This window comes from Variovorax brevis (genome assembly GCF_030317105.1).
GTDB lineage: Bacteria > Pseudomonadota > Gammaproteobacteria > Burkholderiales > Burkholderiaceae_C > Variovorax > Variovorax brevis.
In genome coordinates, this window is sequence record NZ_JASZYG010000008.1 from 217820 (window position 1) to 235264 (window position 17445).

Annotated in this window: 12 protein-coding genes; 10 read left to right on the top strand and 2 right to left on the bottom strand. The window is 67.1% G+C overall.

What is annotated here, in order from left to right; genetic code table 11:
* Positions 1 to 30 precede the first annotated feature (30 nt).
* Positions 31 to 1542, bottom strand: a complete 1512-nt coding sequence (locus QTI66_RS24890) for an arylsulfatase (RefSeq protein ID WP_286562732.1) — start codon at positions 1540 to 1542, stop codon at positions 31 to 33.
* Positions 1543 to 1829: 287 nt separating this feature from the next.
* Between QTI66_RS24890 and yghU the strand changes: the two genes are divergently transcribed.
* The 8 genes from yghU (at position 1830) to QTI66_RS24930 (ending at position 10435) form a co-directional block, all read left to right on the top strand.
* Positions 1830 to 2717, top strand: a complete 888-nt coding sequence (yghU, locus tag QTI66_RS24895; protein WP_286562733.1) for a glutathione-dependent disulfide-bond oxidoreductase — start codon at positions 1830 to 1832, stop codon at positions 2715 to 2717.
* Positions 2714 to 3346, top strand: coding sequence for a glutathione S-transferase family protein (locus QTI66_RS24900; protein ID WP_286562734.1), 633 nt, complete (start codon positions 2714 to 2716; stop codon positions 3344 to 3346). Before yghU ends, QTI66_RS24900 begins: the two co-directional genes overlap by 4 nt.
* Before the next feature lie 16 nt (positions 3347 to 3362).
* Positions 3363 to 4457, top strand: coding sequence for a serine hydrolase domain-containing protein (locus tag QTI66_RS24905; RefSeq protein ID WP_286562735.1), 1095 nt, complete (start codon positions 3363 to 3365; stop codon positions 4455 to 4457).
* A 159-nt stretch (positions 4458 to 4616) separates the two neighbouring features.
* A complete protein-coding gene (locus QTI66_RS24910) occupies positions 4617 to 5330 on the top strand; it encodes a protein-L-isoaspartate(D-aspartate) O-methyltransferase (RefSeq protein ID WP_353506221.1) in 714 nt (237 codons plus the stop codon).
* 14 nt (positions 5331 to 5344) lie between these two features.
* A complete protein-coding gene (locus QTI66_RS24915) occupies positions 5345 to 7750 on the top strand; it encodes a spermine/spermidine synthase domain-containing protein (protein ID WP_286562738.1) in 2406 nt (801 codons plus the stop codon).
* A 27-nt stretch (positions 7751 to 7777) separates the two neighbouring features.
* Positions 7778 to 8584: an alpha/beta hydrolase gene (locus QTI66_RS24920; RefSeq protein ID WP_286562946.1), complete on the top strand. Its 807-nt coding sequence runs from the start codon at positions 7778 to 7780 to the stop codon at positions 8582 to 8584.
* Positions 8585 to 8700: 116 nt separating this feature from the next.
* Complete coding sequence (locus QTI66_RS24925) at positions 8701 to 8967, top strand: DUF4242 domain-containing protein (protein WP_286562739.1); 267 nt, start codon at positions 8701 to 8703, stop codon at positions 8965 to 8967.
* A 91-nt stretch (positions 8968 to 9058) separates the two neighbouring features.
* The gene (locus QTI66_RS24930) at positions 9059 to 10435 is read left to right on the top strand and encodes an FAD-binding oxidoreductase (RefSeq protein ID WP_286562740.1); all 1377 of its coding nucleotides are present in this window, start codon (positions 9059 to 9061) and stop codon (positions 10433 to 10435) included.
* A 13-nt stretch (positions 10436 to 10448) separates the two neighbouring features.
* Here the strand turns inward: QTI66_RS24930 and QTI66_RS24935 are convergent, their stop codons facing one another.
* Complete coding sequence (locus QTI66_RS24935) at positions 10449 to 13991, bottom strand: helix-turn-helix transcriptional regulator (RefSeq protein WP_286562741.1); 3543 nt, start codon at positions 13989 to 13991, stop codon at positions 10449 to 10451.
* Between the two features lie 214 nt (positions 13992 to 14205).
* Between QTI66_RS24935 and QTI66_RS24940 the strand changes: the two genes are divergently transcribed.
* The gene (locus tag QTI66_RS24940; protein ID WP_286562947.1) at positions 14206 to 15129 is read left to right on the top strand and encodes a LysR substrate-binding domain-containing protein; all 924 of its coding nucleotides are present in this window, start codon (positions 14206 to 14208) and stop codon (positions 15127 to 15129) included.
* Positions 15130 to 15322: 193 nt separating this feature from the next.
* Positions 15323 to 17404 (top strand): DUF4387 family protein, encoded by a 2082-nt coding sequence (locus QTI66_RS24945; protein ID WP_286562743.1) that lies wholly within the window; start codon positions 15323 to 15325, stop codon positions 17402 to 17404.
* The last annotated feature ends 41 nt before the right edge of the window (positions 17405 to 17445 follow it).

Sequence of the window (17445 nt, forward strand, 5' to 3'; positions counted from 1 at the left end):
GAGCCGTCGCAGTGTCGGCCGTGCATCGCCTCAGTGACCGCCGCCGCTCGAGGCCTCGGACATCTTCTCCATGACATGGTCCAGGCTGAAGCTCGCTGACTTCTGCCGCGGTGGAAACTCCTTGAAAGTCGCCAGGAACTCCGCGACGACGGCCTGCGCCGGCACCAGCAGGTAGATGTGCCTGAACATCCAGTCGTAGAACGTGTTCGACGTGATCTGCGCGCGCTCGTACGGGTCCATCCGCATGTTGAAGATGTAGGGCGTCCGCAGCACCACGAAGGGCTCCTGCCAGATCTTCAGCGTGCCGGTCACGCGCTGCTCCATGAACAGCATCTTCCAGTTGTCGTAACGCAGCGCCGCGACGTCGCCGTCGTCGGTGAAATAGATGAAGCCGGGGCGCGGACTCTTCTTTTCCTTGCCCGTCAGGTAGGGCACGAGGTTGTAGCCGTCGAGGTGGACCTTGTAGGTCGTCTTGCCGATCTTGTGGCCCTTCTTGAGCTTTTCCTTGATGTCGGGTTCGCCGGCGATCGCGAGGATGGTCGGGAACCAGTCCAGGTGGCTCACGATTTCATTCGACTCCGATCCGGCTTCGATCTTGCCGGGAAAGCGCAGCACCAGGGGAATGCGGTAGGCGCCTTCCCAGCTCGAGTTTTTCTCGTTGCGGAAGGGCGTCGTGCCCGCGTCCGGCCAGGTGTTCATGTGCGGGCCGTTGTCGGTGCTGTACTTCACGAAGGTGTTGTCGGCAATGCCGAGTTCGTCCAGGAAGTCGAGCATCTCGCCGATGTGCTTGTCGTGGTCGATCATCACGTCGTGGTACTCGGACTGCCAGCGGCCGGATTGCCCCAGGCTCTCCGGCTTCGCGTGCGTCCACGCGTGCATGTGCGAGGTGTTGAACCAAACGAAGAAGGGCTCGCCCGCATCGTGCGCGGCCTGGATGAACTTCTTGGCCGCAGCCATGAACTCCTCGTCGCAGGTCTCCATGCGCTTCTTCGTCAGCGGACCGGTGTTCTCGATCTTCTGGCCGCCCTTGCCGTCGGCATAGCAGTGCAGCACGCCGCGCGGGCCGTACTTCTTCTTGAAATCGGGGAAGTCCTTCGCGTTGGGGTAGTCGACTTCCTCGGGCTCTTCCTCGGCGTTCAGGTGGTACAGGTTGCCGAAGAATTCGTCGAAGCCGTGCATGGTCGGCAGGTGCTCGTCGCGGTCGCCCAGATGGTTCTTGCCGAACTGGCCGGTGCGGTAGCCCAGCGGCTTGAGCGCCTCGGCGATGGTGATGTCCTCGGCCTTGAGGCCCAGCTCCGCGCCGGGCAGGCCGACCTTGGTCAGGCCGGTACGCAAACCGCATTGGCCGGTGATGAACGAGGCCCGACCGGCCGTGCAGCTTTGCTCCGCATAGGCGTCGGTGAAGATCATCCCTTCCTTCGCGATCCGGTCGATGTTGGGCGTGCGGTAGCCCATCATCCCTTTCGTATAACAACTCAGGTTGGATTGGCCAATGTCGTCGCCCCACATCACCAGAATGTTCGGTTTCTTGCTCTTCGCCATACGTAAAGCTCCAAAGGTTGTCGAATTCGTCCCCGCAAGGACGGGCTGAATGACGCGGCACCCACCAAGGCGCCGACATCAGCGGGCGATGTTGCACGTGCCGCGACGTATCGCCACTGGCTTTTTGTACAGACAGTGGTTCCAAATCGTTTGTGCGGATCCAGGCCTGTAAGCGCATGCGCATGAACGCGCCCGGCGCCCGAGCGCAGCCCTGCGATGCACGCCGGCGAACAACCCCGTAAAGTCTGCAGCGGTGCGCGCCCGCACCCCGAACGGAGACCCATTGCATGAATGACGAATCGCCCTACACGCCACCTTCGGTGTGGACCTGGAACAAGGCCAACGGTGGCCGCTTCGCGAACATCAACCGGCCCATCGCCGGCCCGACCCACGACAAGGACCTGCCGGTGGGCCGTCACCCCTTGCAGCTGTATTCGCTGGCCACGCCCAACGGTGTCAAGGTCACGGTGATGCTGGAAGAGTTGCTGGCGCTGGGCCATCGCGGCGCGGAGTACGACGCCTGGCTCATCCGCATCAACGAAGGCGAGCAGTTCGGCAGCGGCTTCGTCGCGGTCAACCCGAACTCCAAGATTCCGGCCCTGCTGGACCGCAGCGGTGCGACGCCTGTTCGCGTGTTCGAATCCGGCGCCATCTTGCTGCACCTGTCGGAAAAGTTCGGCGGCGCTTTCATGCCGGCCGGCGGTGCCGCGCGCGCCGAGTGCCTGTCGTGGCTGTTCTGGCAAATGGGCAGCGCGCCCTTTCTCGGTGGCGGCTTCGGTCACTTCTACGCCTACGCGCCGGGCAAGATCGAATACGCCATCGACCGCTACGCCATGGAGGTCAAGCGCCAGCTCGACGTGCTCGATCGGCACCTGGCCGACAACGCCTACCTGGCAGGCGATGAATACAGCGTCGCCGACATGGCCGTGTGGCCGTGGTACGGCACGCTCGTCAAGGGCCAGATCTATGAAGCCGGCGAGTTCCTGCAGGTGCAGGAATACAGGAACGTGCTGCGCTGGACGGATGAGATTGCCAGGCGGCCCGCCGTGCAGCGCGGGCGCATGGTCAACCGCACTTGGGGCCAGCCCGCGAGCCAGTTGCACGAGCGGCATGACGCCGCCGACTTCGACACACAGACGCAAGACAAGCTGGCCGAGCCGGCAGACGGACCATGATCACCCTCTACGACTGCGCCACCGCGCCCAGCCCGCGCCGCGCCCGCATCCTGCTCGCTGAAAAAGGCATCGTTCATGAAACGGTCGAGGTCGACCTGCGCAACGGCGAGCAACTGGGTGATGCCTTTCGCCAGGTGAACCCGCTATGCACCGTGCCCGTGCTGCTCACCGAAGAAGGCCTGCGGCTGACCGACAACGCAGCGATCACCGCGTACCTCGAGGCCCGCTACCCCGAGCCGCCCTTGCTCGGCAGCACGCCGCAAGAAAAAGCCGAGATCGCCAGCTGGAACTGGCGCGTCGAGTTCGAAGGGCTCGTCGCCATTGCCGAAGCGATGCGCAACAGCGCGCCGTCAATGGCCAACCGGGCGCTGCCGGGGCCGGTGGACTATGCGCAGATCCCCGAGTTGGCGCAGCGCGGCCTTGCGCGGGTGCAGCAGTTTTTCGTGACGCTGAACGAGCGCCTGGCAGGGCGTGACTTCATCGCGGCGGACAGGATGAGCATTGCCGACATCACCGCGGTGGTGGCCGTCGACTTTGCGCGTGTGGTGAAGGTCAAGCTAAGCGAAGAGCACCCGCATCTGCAGCGCTGGCGGCTTGGCATGGCGCAGCGGCCCGCGATGTCGCGGTAATCGGTTCTGTGCAGTGATGCTGACAGGAACACCACCGCGTCGCACCTTCATCGCCGGCAGCGTGGCCGCTGCTGCGGGGCTGCTGCTTCCATCCGCTGCAAGCCTCGCCAGCGAAATCGACGCCAGGGAGTGGGTCACGCGCCCGCCGGCGGACGAAGGCATCGACGGCGTCGCGCTTCAGTCCATTCTTGAGGACGCCAGATCCCTGGGTGTGATCAGAAGCCCTCTCGTCGTGCGGCATGGCGCGCTGGTTGCCGAGGCGTACTACGGCGGTGCTTCGGCCGGCGATCTGCAACCGGTCCATTCCGCCACCAAGAGCGTGGCTTCGATGCTCGTCGGCATGGCGCTGGCGCAAGGCAGGATCGGCAGCATCTCGCAGACGGTCGACCAGCTCCTGCCGACCGCGGTGGACAAGGCGCCGGGCTCGCCCGCGCATGCGATCACGCTCGAACAGATCCTCACCGGCACCAGTGGCTTGCGCTATGACTACAGCACGCAAATGGCCGAACTGGAAGCCGCGCCTGATCCGGTCGCCTACGCGCTCGGCCTTCCCGTGGATGCGAGCCACGCGGCCAGGAAAACCTGGGTCTACAACGACGCTGCGGTGTCGCTCATTTCCCCGATCCTCGTTCACGCGCACGGCATGTCCATCGAGGCGATAGCCAGGCGCGACCTGTTCGGCCCATTGGGCATCGAACGCTATGCCGGTGAGCGGGACAAGGCGGGCCATGTCATGAGCTACAGGGGCCTGCGCCTGCGTGCCCGCGACATGGCCAGGATCGCCTGGACGATGGCCAACGACGGCCGATGGGGCGACAGGCAGGTCGTGCCGGTGGAGTGGGTCAGCAACAGCCTGCGCACGCATGTGCCGGCGACGTGGAGCGCCGCGCCGATGACGAAGACAGGCTACGGCTACCTGTGGTTCACGGGCACGCTGGGCGGCCATCCTGTGGCTTGGGCGTGGGGCTACGGCGCGCAGTTTGCGCTGGTGGCGCCCACGCTGAGGCTGGCCGTGACGACCACGGCGCGCATTCCGCCGCCTTCCGGGTTGGTGGCGCAGAACAACGCAGTGATGTCGCTTGTGGCGCGCATCGTGGCGCTCGCGAAATAGCGCAAGCGAAGACCTGGCCCAGATCCGCGCTCACCGGCGCATGGATCGCCATGCCCGTTGTTCATCCTCTCCCGGACCATGGCCTTGCAGCCGGCACTGGACCGCCGTATCGCGCTCGGCCATCATCGCCCAACGATGATCACGCCCACGGTCCGTGCGATGGCGGCGGCGCTTTTCCTGGCATGCACAGGAGTCGTTGCCGCGGGCAGCCAGGACTTCGCATCCGAGCGCCGCCGGATGACGCAGGAGATCGGCGCGATGGCCCGCCAGACCCACGCCGACGTCGGCAAGCCCGCCTTCGACGCGCGCGTCATGGCCACCATGGACGAGGTGCCGCGGCACGAGTTCGTGCCCGCCGACCAGGTCGCCCAGGCCTACGCGAACCGGCCCTTGCCGATCGGCCATGGACAGACCATCTCGCAGCCCTACATCGTGGCCCTCATGACGGACCTGGCCCAGGCGCAGCCGGAGCACAAGGTGCTGGAGGTCGGCACCGGCTCGGGTTACCAGGCGGCGGTGATGGCGCGGCTGGCCCGCGCGGTCTACTCCATCGAGATCGTCGAGCCGCTGGGGCTGCAGGCCACGCAACGCCTTCGCAACCTGGGCTACGGCAACGTGCAGGTGCGCCTGGGCGACGGCTACCACGGCTGGGAGGAACATGCGCCCTATGACGCCATCCTCGTCACCGCGGCGGCGAGCCACATCCCGCCGCCGCTCATCCGCCAGCTCAAGCCCGGCGGCCGGATGGTGATTCCGGTGGGCGCGGCCTTCATGGTCCAGCAACTGATGCTCATCGAGAAGAACACCGATGGAACGGTGTCGACGCGGCAGATCCTGCCGGTGACCTTCGTCCCGCTGACCGGCAAGCGTTGAAGCGCGGAGCGACGATGTCCTCCGCGCCGCTGATCGCCGTGGCCCTGGTCTCGGCCGCCGCCCTGGCCTACGAGATCCTGCTGATGCGGCTGTTCTCGATCATCCTGTGGCACCACTTCGCCTACATGATCATCAGCCTCGCGCTGCTCGGCTGGGGCGCCAGCGGCGCGTTGCTGACGCTGGCGCACCGCACGGTGCAGGCGCACTTCGCGCCGCTGTTCTGCGCGGGCGCGGCGGCCTTCGGGGTCACGGCGATCGGCTGCTTTGCATTGGCCCAGCGCGTGCCCTTCAATCCGCTGGAGCTTCTGTGGGACCCGCGCCAGCCGGCGTACCTGCTGGCCGTCTACCTGCTGCTCTTGCTGCCCTTCCTGTGTGCCGGCGCCTGCGTGTGCATGGCGCTGTCGCGCTTTCGTGGCCAGTTGTCGCGCATCTACAGCGTCGACATCCTCGGGGCCGGCGCGGGAAGCCTGGGCGTCGTGGCCTTGCTGTTCGTGCTGCCGCCCGACGATGCCCTGAAGCTGATCGGTGCATTGGGGTGCGTTGCGGCGGCGATCGGGTGGTTCGAATGCGGCGGGCGGCCACGCTGGCCGGCACTGGCGATGATCGTGCTGGGCAGTCTGCTGTTGCTGTTGCCGGCATCGTGGGTGACGCCGATCATGTCGCCCTACAAGGAACTGTCGCAGACGCTGCGCATTCCGGGTGCGCGGGTGGTGGCTCAGCGTTCGAGCCCGCTGGGGCTGGTGAGCGTGGTCGAGAGCCCGCGCATTCCGTTGCGACACGCACCGGGCCTGAGCCTCACCGCATCGACCGAGCCACCGCCGCAATGGGGCGTGTTCACCGATGGCGAAGGGCTCAACGCACTGACCCACTACGACGGGCGACGCGAAAGCCTGGCGCATCTGGACCAGATCAGTTCCGCGCTGCCCTACCACCTGTTGCGCCAGCCGCGCGTGCTGGTGCTGGGCGCCGGTGCCGGCACGGACGTGCTGCAGGCGCACTTTCATGGCGCGAGCCGCATCGACGCGGTGGAGTTGAACCCGCAGGTGGTCGACCTGGTGCAGGTCGGGTTCGCGCATGCAGCGGGCGGCGTCTACGGGCCCATGGCGCAAGTGCACGTGGCCGAGGCGCGCGGCTTCGTGGCGGCCAGCACGCAACGCTACGACCTCATCCAGGTGGCGCTGCTCGATTCCTTCAGTGCGTCTTCAGCGGGCCTGTACGCGCTCGCCGAGAACTACCTCTACACGGTCGAGGCGTTGCAGGAAAACCTGCGCCACCTGCAGCCCGGCGGCCTGCTGGCGATCACGCGCTGGGTCACACTGCCGCCGCGCGATGCGCTCAAACTCTTTGCGGCTGCGGTCGTCGCGCTGGAGCAATCGGGCATCGCCGATGCCGGCTCGCGGCTCGCCTTGATACGCAGCTGGAAGACCAGCACGCTCCTCATCAAGAACGGCGCGTTCGACAGCGCGGACATCGCTGCCATCAAGGCCTTCTGCGTGGCCCGCTCCTTTGACGTGGACTTCTACCCCGGCATGCAACGCCTTGAGGCGAATCGCTTCAACGTGGTGCAAGGCCCGGACCTGTTCGATGGTGCGCAAGCGCTGCTCGGCGCGCAGCGCCAGGAATTCATGCAGCGCTACAAGTTCCACATCGAACCGGCCACCGACGACAAGCCGCACTTCTTCCACTTCTTCAAATGGCGTTCGCTGCCGGAACTGTTGTCGCTGAAAGGGCAAGGTGGACTGCCGCTGCTCGAATGGGGCTATCCGGTGCTCGTGGCCACGCTGGTGCAGGCAATGGTTGCGAGCCTGGTGTTGATCGGCCTGCCGCTGGCATGGGTGGCGCGCTCGGCCGCCAGGCGTGGCGAGAACCTGCCGGGCACCGGGTCGCGCGGGCGCGTGCTGGGTTACTTCCTGGCGATCGGCTTTGGCTTCATGTTCATCGAGATTGCGTTCATCCAGAAGTTCGTCTTGTTCCTGAGCCACCCGCTGTATGCGGTCGCCGTCGTGTTGTTCGCGTTCCTGCTGTTCGCGGGCATGGGCAGCCATGTATCGGGTCGACTGGGAAAGGGGTTTCCGGTGGCGGCGGTGATGGGGGCCATCGCCGTGTCGGCGGCGTTGTGCCTGTGGGTGCTGCCCTGGCTTTTCCAGCACGCGATGGGTTTGCCCGATGCGGTGCGCATCCTGATCTCGGCGGGCCTCATCGCGCCGATGGCGTTCTTCATGGGCATGCCCTTTCCGCTGGGCCTGGCGCGCGTGGAGGCGGTCGATGCGCGGCTCATTCCGTGGGCCTGGGGCATCAACGGCTGCGCATCGGTCACGGCGGCGGTGCTGGCTACATTGCTGTCGATCCACATCGGCTTCGCTGCGGTGGTCGTGGTGGCGCTGCTCCTGTATGGCGTGGCGGCTGTGCTGCGCTCATGAGGCCTTCTTCCACAAGGAACATTGATGATGAAACCCGCCTCGGTCATGATCGTGCTCGCCACTTGCTGCGCCTTGGCGCTGGCTGCTGCGCCCGCCATGATCCAGGACCGCCTGCTCTACTACCCCGCCAAGGCGCAAGTCGCCGAGATGCAATCGCCCGGACTCGTGGCGTGGCCGGCTGGGGGTGCGTTTCGTGGGCTGGTGGCGGAGCCGTCGGGCGCGGCGCGCGGCACAGCCATCGTGTTCCACGGCAACGCGGGCCATGCTGGGCATCGCGGTTATTACGCTTCGGCATTGGGACGTCTGGGGCTGCGCGTGATCCTCGCCGAATACCCGGCCTACGGACCGCGTGATGGTGCGGTGGGCGAATCGAGCTTGGTCGATGACGCTGCGCAGACCATCGCAATGGCCCATCGAATGCACGGCGCGCCCTTGCTGGTCGTCGGCGAATCGCTGGGCGCCGGCGTGGCGGCCGCGGCGGTCGCGCGGCAGCGTGAGCAGGTCACGGCGCTGATGCTCATCACGCCGTGGGACCGGCTTGAAAACGTGGCGGACTATCACTATCCGTGGTTGCCTGTAAGTTGGCTGCTGCGCGACCGGTATGACAGCGCCGCGAACCTCGCGTCCATCGGCCGGCCCGTGATGGTGGTGGTCGCCGAGAGTGACCGTGTCGTTCCCGCCCGCTTCGGCACGGCGCTGCATGAATCGCTGCATGATCCGAAGCGGCTGGAAGTGCTGCGGGCCGCCGGCCACAACGACTGGATCCGGCAGGTTGACGATGCATGGTGGCGCGGTGCCGTGGCGTTCCTGCTGGGCGATGCCGCTGCGCGCTGACGGCTCCGAAGCTATTCCTTTCGGCAAACGCCGCGCAGTGCCAACGGTAAATTGCCAAGCGCACCGCGTTGCGCTACTGTGGATTCGCCTTGGCCTTTGGCCTCTGGAGGCCCTTCATGCCGCTTTACCTCATCGAGCGCAACTTCGCGGAGCAGCTCGAACTCAACGTCGATGGTGTCACCGCCATCTCGAAGATCAATGGCGAGGAGGGAGTGAACTGGCTCTTCTCCTTCCTCAGCGCAGACAAGCGCAAGTCCTACTGCCTTTACGAAGCCACCAATCCGGAAGCGATCCGCGAAGCGGCGCGCCGGGCCAACGTGCCCGCCGACGTGATCATCGAAGTCTCGAAGTTCCAGCCTGAGCTGATGCTGGCCGCTGGTTAGAACTGACTATTCCCCCGGCTCGGGGTGACGCCTACAACGGAAAGCGTGGAATTGCGTTCAACCGGACGCACCACCTTACCGGAGAACCACCATGCCGAGCACCGAATCCATTGTTCAACTTTCCGCAGCGCTGCGTGGCCGCATCGTCGCGCCCGGCGATGCCGACTACGACGCAGTGCGACAGGTCTACAACGCGATGATCGACCGGCGACCGGCCCTCATCGCGCAAGTGCGCGACGTCGCCGACGTCATGCGCTGCGTCGATTTCGCGCGCGAGCACGCGATGCTGCTGGCCGTGCGTGGCGGCGGCCACAACGGCGGCGGGCTCGGCACCTGCGACGACGGGTTGGTGATCGACCTGTCGGGGCTGCGCGGCATCCGCATCGACGCGAAGGCGCGCACCGTGCGTGTGGAAGGTGGCTGCACCTGGGCCGACGTGGACCACGCGACCCACGCCTTCGGCATGGCCACGCCCTGCGGCATCATCAGCAGCACCGGCGTGGGCGGCCTGACGCTCGGCGGCGGCATCGGCCATCTCACACGCCAATACGGCCTTGCGGTGGACAACCTGCTGCAGGCTGACGTGGTGCTGGCCGACGGCCGCATGGTCAGCGCGAGCGCCGAAGAGAACCCCGACCTGTTCTGGGCGCTGCGCGGCGGCGGCGGGAATTTCGGCGTGGTGACGTCCTTCCTGTTCAGGCTGCATCCCGTGTCGACGGTGGTGGCCGGGCCGACCTTCTGGCCGCTCGAACAAGCCGGCGAAGTCATGCGCTGGTATCGCGATTTCATCGTTAACGCGCCGCACGAGCTCAACGGTTTCTTTGCCTTCCTGACGGTGCCGCCGGCCCCGCCGTTTCCTGAAGCGCTGCATGGTCGCAAGGTCTGCGGCGTGGTGTGGTGCTACACCGGCAACGAGAAAGATGCCGACGCCGTGTTCAAGCCGGTGCAGGAATTCGGCCCGCCCCTCATGCACGGCGTGCAGCCGATGCCCTTCCCGGCGCTGCAGGGCGCCTTCGACGGCCTGTATCCGCCGGGCCACCAGTGGTACTGGCGTGCCGACTTCGTCAATGAACTGCCGGACGCCGCCATCGCCGAGCACGAGCGCTTTGCCGCCAAACTTCCCACCGGGCAATCGACCATGCACCTCTACCCGATAGACGGTGCGGCGCACCGCGTCAAGTCGGCCGACACGCCCTTTGCCTACCGCGAGGCCAAGTGGGCCGAGGTGATCGTCGGCGTGAGTCCCGATCCGCAGGAGCGCGAAGCCATCACCGCCTGGACCAAGGACTACTTCGATGCATTGCATCCTTATTCGGCCGGTGGCGCCTACGTGAACATGATGATGGACGAAGGCGAGGAGCGCGTGCGTGCCTCCTACCGCGACAACTACGCGCGGCTGGTCCAGGTCAAGCGCCAGTACGACCCGGACAACTTCTTCCGGGTGAACCAGAACATCAGGCCGCAGTAGCGTTGGAGCGGACCTACTCTTTCAGCAGGCCCTCGCGCCGTGCAAAGGCGGCGGCTTCGGTCCGGTTGGAGGTGTAGGTCTTCTCCAGGATGCTGCGCACGTGGTTGGCCACGGTGTTCGGGCTGATGGCCAGCACCTGGCCGATGTCGCGGTTGTTGCGCCCCATGGCCATCAGGCGCAGCACGCCGACTTCGCGCTCGGTCAGCCCGCAAGGCAAGGCCGGTGCCGGTGCCGACAACACCCCGGCCAGCGCGGCGATGCGCGGCACCAGGGCGTTCATGCCGAGCGCGGCAGCCTCCTCGCCGGCGGCCGCCAGCAGCGTGCTGGCCAGTTCGTGATCGCCAGCCAGTGCGCGCCGGTGCAGCATCGCGGCATAGGCGTAGCGGCTGTGTGCCAGCCACACGCGCGCACCGGTCTTCTCGTCCATCGTCAGCGCTGCCTCGAAGTGGCGTTGCGCCACCACCCACTGCCGCATCACGCCGGCCAGGCTGCCCAGCAGGCGATCGGCCGAACCCAGGCAGGGCCCGCCCGAGTCGGCCAGCAGGTTGGCGCCGGCATGTCCCTTCAGCAGGGGGTACAGCAGCGCGGCGCGCGCGGCGTCGCCCAGGTAGACGCACACCTCGGCAGTGAACATGATCACCGTCATCGTGCTGGCGTCGCGCGGTGCCTGCAGGCGGTTCCAGGGCAGGCTCTCGTACTGCGCCTCGCATTCGGCGCGCATGTCCAGTTCGGCGTACAGCAGGGTCAGCCCCGGGATCCAGGTCTGCGCCTGGGGCGTGGTGCGCACGAAGTGTTGCAGCAGCGGCAGCGTCTCGCGCAGGCGCCCCTGCTCGCGCCGCAGGCAGAACATCTGTGTGCCATAGACGCCCATCGCCTGCTCTTCGGCGACGCGCCGTCCCAGGGCCAGTGCCTGCGTGGCCCAGCGCTCGGCGTCGGCGAAGCGTCCTTCGTTGATGGCCACCACGCCCTCGACGCAGTTGCAGATGGCACGGTAGTGCACCCAGCCCGTGCGCTCGGTCAGGCGCAGGCCCTCTTCGCGCAGGCGCCGCAGCGTCGGCACGTCGCCCACGCGGATCAGGTCGATCAGGTAGTAAGGCAGCAGCTCGGCCACGAAGAGCGGCTGCTCGTGGTCGCCCGCGATGCCCCACGCCTCGTTCGCTGCGGCCAGGCGTTCGCGCAGCATTTCGGGCCAGTAGACGGCCGATCCGATCGCCGACAGTGCCACCCGCAGGGCGCTCATGTCGCCAATGCGCCGCGCCAGCATGACGGCATTGCGGTGGGCCTCCCTGGCCTCGTCGGCGAGGTCGCAGTAGACGTAGGCCCGGCACAGGCGAGCCAGAAGCTCGACGCGCAAGGCATCGTCGTCGCGGTGCAGCGTGATCGCCTCCAGCAGCAGGACCACGGCCGGCGCGCCCGAGCGTCCCCCGGCCGCATTGTTCTTCTCGTAACCCAGGGCGGCGCGCGCGAACTGCAGCACCAGTCCTTCCTTGCGCGCCAGCTGCGCCGCCTCCTGGAAGAGCGTCTTGGTGCGCTCGGTGGCACCCAATGGAGACTGGACTTCGCCCAGGCTGAGCAGCAGGCCGCAGCGACCGCCCACATCGCCGGCGAAGTGCTGTTGCTGTAGATGAAGCGCGAGCTGGTACAGCCGCGCCGCTTCCTCGAAGGCCAGCACCTGGGCCGCGCGCCCGGCGGATTGCGTGGCACAGGCGAGTGCCTTCTGCGCCGCGCCGGGTCCGGCCTCGCTGAAGTGATAGGCCAGCTGCGGCAGCACGGTGGGGTCTTCGGTGCCAAAGCGCTGCTCCAGCAACTCGCCGATGCGCAGGTGCAGCCGCGCACGGCGCAGGCCCAGCATCTCGTCGTAGATGCATTCGCGCACCAGGGCATGGCTGAAGCGGAATTGCTGGCTCTGCGGCACCTGCTCGACCAGCTGCACGGCCATCGCTTCCTCCAGCGCGCCCAGCACCTCGTCCTCGGACTTGCCCGATTCGATCTGCGCGAGCAGGTCCAGTTCGAAGCTGCGCCCGATGCACGAGGCGATCGAGAGCACGCGCAACGCAGACTCCGACAGGCGGTTGAGCCGCTTGCCGATGACCTCGCGCACCCCGGCGGGAATCTTTTGCAGCAGCCGCAAATCGTCCTCGTGCGCCTCCAGCGGCTGCGGACCGCCACCCGTGTCCAGCATGAAGCGCAAGGTCTCTTCGAGAAAGAGCGGATGGCCTTCGGTGCGGGCGTGAATCGCGTTCGCCAGGCGCGCGCTCGCGTTGCCGCCGCTGGCCGCGTCGATGAATTCCCCGGTCTCGCGCTCGCTCAGTCCGGACAGTTCGATCCGGCTGAACACCGGCAGGCGCCCGAGTTCGGCGAGGGTTTCGAACAGGGGATGCTGGCGCGACAGCTCGGTGTCGCGATAGCTGCCGATCACCAGCAGGGCACTGTCTTCCAGTTCCGCCGCCAGGAAGGCGAACAGCCGCAGCGACGTGGCGTCGGCCCAGTGCAGGTCCTCGAAGATCAGCACCAGCGGCACCCGCTGCGCGGCACGCCGCCAGAATCCGGCGACGGCGTCGAACAGGCGAAAGCGCGACTGCGCGGTGTCGAGCTCCGGTGGCTGCGGCGAGGTTGCAGTGGAAAAGGCCTCGCCCAGTTCGGGAATGATGCCGGCGATGTCGGGCAGACCCGCGCCGAAGGTGCGCGCCGGGTCCGGGTCGCCGCTTGCGCGCAGGTAGGCGCGCACCAGCTGGCGCCAGGGCCAATAGGGCGGCGCGCCGGGCTCCTCGAGGCAACGCCCCCACAGCACTGGCACGCCATCGCGCGCGGCACGTGCGGCCATCTCCTGCGCCAGGCGCGTCTTGCCCATGCCGCCCGAGCCGGCCAGCAGCACAACCTCACCGCGGCCGGCGCGCGCAGCGGCGAGCGCCTTGTCCAGCTGCGCCATTTCGCGCCGGCGCCCGACGAACAGGCCCGCGGGGCGCCGCGCCAGTGTGTGCGCCTCGGGCGGCTGAAAGGGCGCAGCCGGGATGCTCCTGATGCCGCCAGCGGTTTCGATGGCGAAGGCGTGGATCGGTGCGGCGATGTTCTTGAGGCGCTGCTCGCCCCGGTCGGCAAAGACCGCGTCGATCCGCCCAATGACGACGCCGCGCACCGCGTCCGAGACGGTGATGCCACCCGGATCGGCCAATGCCTGCAGGCGCGCCGCGACGTTGACACCGTCGCCGTACACCGTGCCGTCCTCTTTCTCGACCAGGTCGCCCAGGTGCACGCCGATGCGAAAGCGCATGCGCCGCTCGGGCGCAACGGCGCCACCCTGTGCGTCCAGGTTCTGCTGGATCGCGAGCGCGGCGGTCACGGCGCCGGTGGCGGTGTCGAAGACGGCGAGCACCGAGTCACCGGCCATGTCGATCACGCGGCCCTGCTGCGCTTCGACCTGCTGGCGGAACACGCCGCGCGCCGCGTCCAGCGCGATCACCGTCGCGTCGTCGTCCGCTGCCATCAGGCGCGAGAAACCGACGGCATCGGCGGCGAGGATCGCCGTGAGCCTGTGTTTGACGGGTGCTGCGTTCACGTCCAGGGCAATCAGGGATGGCGCGAAGTATGGGCGCCGGGGTGGGGGTGGTCAAACTGCGGGGTGGTGCGAGGATGCCCCGGATGAACAGTCACGCGAAGACTGGCTTCGCTTGCCCGATGCATCGCCCCCGCGCAAACCCCGGAGCTTTTCCCGAACTCGCTGAAAATATCCCGATCCATTCGCGAGGAGCCGCTCCATCAAGCTACGCCACCTGCACTACTTCGTGAAGATCGTCGACGCCGGAAGCTTTTCGCGCGCGGCGACCACGGCCTTCGTGGCGCAGCCGGCGCTCAGCCAGCAGATGGCCGAACTCGAGAGCGAACTGGGCGTCACGCTCTTGCATCGCAGCGCGCGCGGCGTGCGACCCACGCAGGCCGGTGAAGTGCTCTACCGCGAAGCCACGCAGATCCTGCGCCGCGTGGAGCGCCTGCCCGAACTGGTGCGCTTCAGCGAAGGCGAGGTCGCCGGCCCGGTGAGCCTGGGCATGGCGTCCACGCTGGCATCGTTCCTCGCAGGCGACTTCATGGCCTGGTGCAAGACCCGGCTGCCCAAGGTGGCGCTGAGTTTCGTGACCGAGGACAGCGCCACGCTCAAGGCGCGCCTGCTGGCGCATTCGCTGGACTTGGCAATCCTGTTCGACGAGCAGGATGCCCCGGCGGGCTTGGCGCGCGAGCCGCTGTTTCGGCAGCGACTCTTCCTGGTGGACCGCCAGCCCCTGCGCGGTCACCGCAAGAGCGTGCAGTTGCGCCATCTGGCGGGCCATCCGCTGATGCTGCCGGGGCAGGGCAACGCCACCCGCGCGCTCATCGACAGCCACTTCGCGCGCAGCGGCATCACGCCGAATGTCGCGGCCGAAGCCAACGTGCTGCCGAGCATGCTGTCGGCCGTGCTCTCGGGCTTGGGTGCGACCATCGTGCCCTTGGGCGAATTCACCGGCACGCCGTGGCAGGACGCGCTGGTCGCCACGCCGATCGATCCGCCGATCTACCAGACGGCCTGCGCGATGTGGGCCACCGATGCGTCGTTGAGCAGCGCGGGCGAAGCGGTTCGCGCGCTGCTCGCGCCCTTCGCGCAGGGCGTGCAGCAACGCAAGGCGCAGGCGGGCATGGCGCCGGTGGAAAGCGAAGAGGCTTAGGGCACCGCTGAACGGCTCGTCGCGCATTCGCGTTCGCGCGGCTGCTGCGTTGCCCCGGAAGCAAGAGCTATCGGCTCAGCTTATAGCTGGATACCAAAGCAATATTTGTTTGGCGGAGCCGCAACTGCGACAGTCCCTCCACCCCTCAACCAAGCGGCATGTTCGCCGCATCCAACAGACTGGAGCAAACGGCATGGCCGAGCTGACTTATCGCGTGGTGTCCGCCTGTGGCGCACTGGGCTACGGATTTCCGGGAGCGTCGCTGCAAGCGGCAATCAAGGGCAGGGTGGACGCCATCGTGTCCGATGCCGGCTCCATGGACGCCGGGCCCTATTACCTGGGCACCGGCCAGGAATATTTCGAGCGCGAGGCGGTCAAGGCCGACTTCACGCTCATGGTCGAAGCGGCCCGCCAGACCGGCGCGCCGGTCATCCTGGGCAGCTGCGGCATGGCCGGTGGCCGCCGCAACCTGGAATGGATGCTCGAAGTGGCGAAGGAAGTCTTCGCCGAGCAGGGCGTGAGCGACGCGAAGGTCGCGGTGATCCACTCCGACCTCGATCCCGAGGTGGTGGTGCGCGAGTTGCGCGCCGGCGCGTTGCTGCCGACCGGCGTGGGCCCTGAACTGAGCGAAGAGGCGCTGCGCGAAAGCACCATCGTCGGGCAGATGGGCATCCACCCCATCATCCGCGCACTGGAAAACGGCGCGCAGTACGTGTTTGCCGGACGCGCCTGCGACATCGCGCTGTTCGCGGCCGACATGGTCCGCCGCGGCATCGACCCCGGCATCGCCTACCACGTGGGTCACGTGCTGGAGTGCGGCGCGCTGGCGTGCGATCCGGGCTCGCCCTCGGACTGCCTGGTGGCCGAGATCCATGACGACGGCTCCGCGCTGTTCATCGCACCCAACCCCGACCGCCGCTGCACGCCGTATTCGATCGCTTCGCATTCGCTGTACGAAGAAAGCCATCCGCAGTTGCAGTTCTATCCGGAGGGCGTGCTGGTGATGGAGCACACCGAGTTCTTCGCGCGCGACGCGCGCACTGCAGGCATTCGCAAGAGCGCGTTCGTGCATGCCGGCAAGCCCTGGCCGCTGAGCATCAAGCTCGAAGGCGCACGACGCCTGGGCGCGCGCAAGGTCTCGCTGCTGCACATCGACCCGGCCGACGTGGCCGCGCTGCCACCCGAGGTGCTGGTGTACGGACGCAACGGCGTGCAGGTTGCGCCGGTGCAAGACGGCGAGCGCGAGCTGGGCATCATCATCGAGACTACCGCCGCCACGCAGGAAGACGCCGCCGCTTTGGCCAGCCTGCTCACGCACTACCTCATCCACTACGGTTATCCGGGGCGCAAGGCCACGGCGGGCAACATCGCCTATCCGCTCTCGCCGAATCTGGTGAGCTTCGCGCGGCCCGATGGCAGTTTCGGCGCCATCGTGCCCAGCGGCACGCGCGACCCTGTCTTCTTCGCCAACTACGGGAAGGTCAAGGCCGCGGTGATCGGCTTGATCGAAGCGCAGTTTCCGGATGTGCTGGCCAGGGCCACGTATCGCATCATCGACGCCGATGCCGCGCATCCGGCCGTGCTGGTTCGCACCATCGGGCGCGACAGCACCGAGTTGGCCGAGCGGCATGCCGCCGAGGTGAAAGCGGTGACGCGCCTGGCCGAGCCGCTGCCGGGCTCGCTCGTCGGCCTCGATGCCCCCGATGCCTACGAGTGGTCGCTCTATCACCTGCTGCAAAACGAAGAGGTGATCCGCATCAACATGTTCCCCATCACCTACTTCCGTGCCGACGGCGCAAACTGGGTGAAGGAGGGCACGGACCGCGCGCGTTACTTCGATGTCGGCCTCAAGGACCATGCCGGCAGCATCGACGACCGCACGCTATCGCTCATCGCCGACGCGCCGCCTGGCGAGCCGCTGCACGCCGAGCATCGCCTGCTGGACATGGCGGTGGTCATTCGCAGCAAGGACGCGGGCATCAACCGCCTGACCTTCGACATCGTCTTCAACTCCGCCGCCGACTACGACGCCGCGCTGCGCTCCAACGTCTTCCACAAGGGCAACGTGGCCAAGCTGTTGCAACTCGATCCCTCGCGCGTGGTGGGCACCTATTTCGTCGACACCTGCAACGCGATCAAGCTCACCATCGACCGTCCCAACATCTCCGCGTCGCCCGACGAGCGCGACGTGTTCGGCGCGCAGCAGCAGTCGCGCATCGAGCGCCTGTCGGTGCCGGTGTTCGCCCATCGATTGGCGTTGGCTTCGGCGCTTTGAAGCCGAGAGCAGCTCAACAAGAAATCAACGCAAGGAGACTC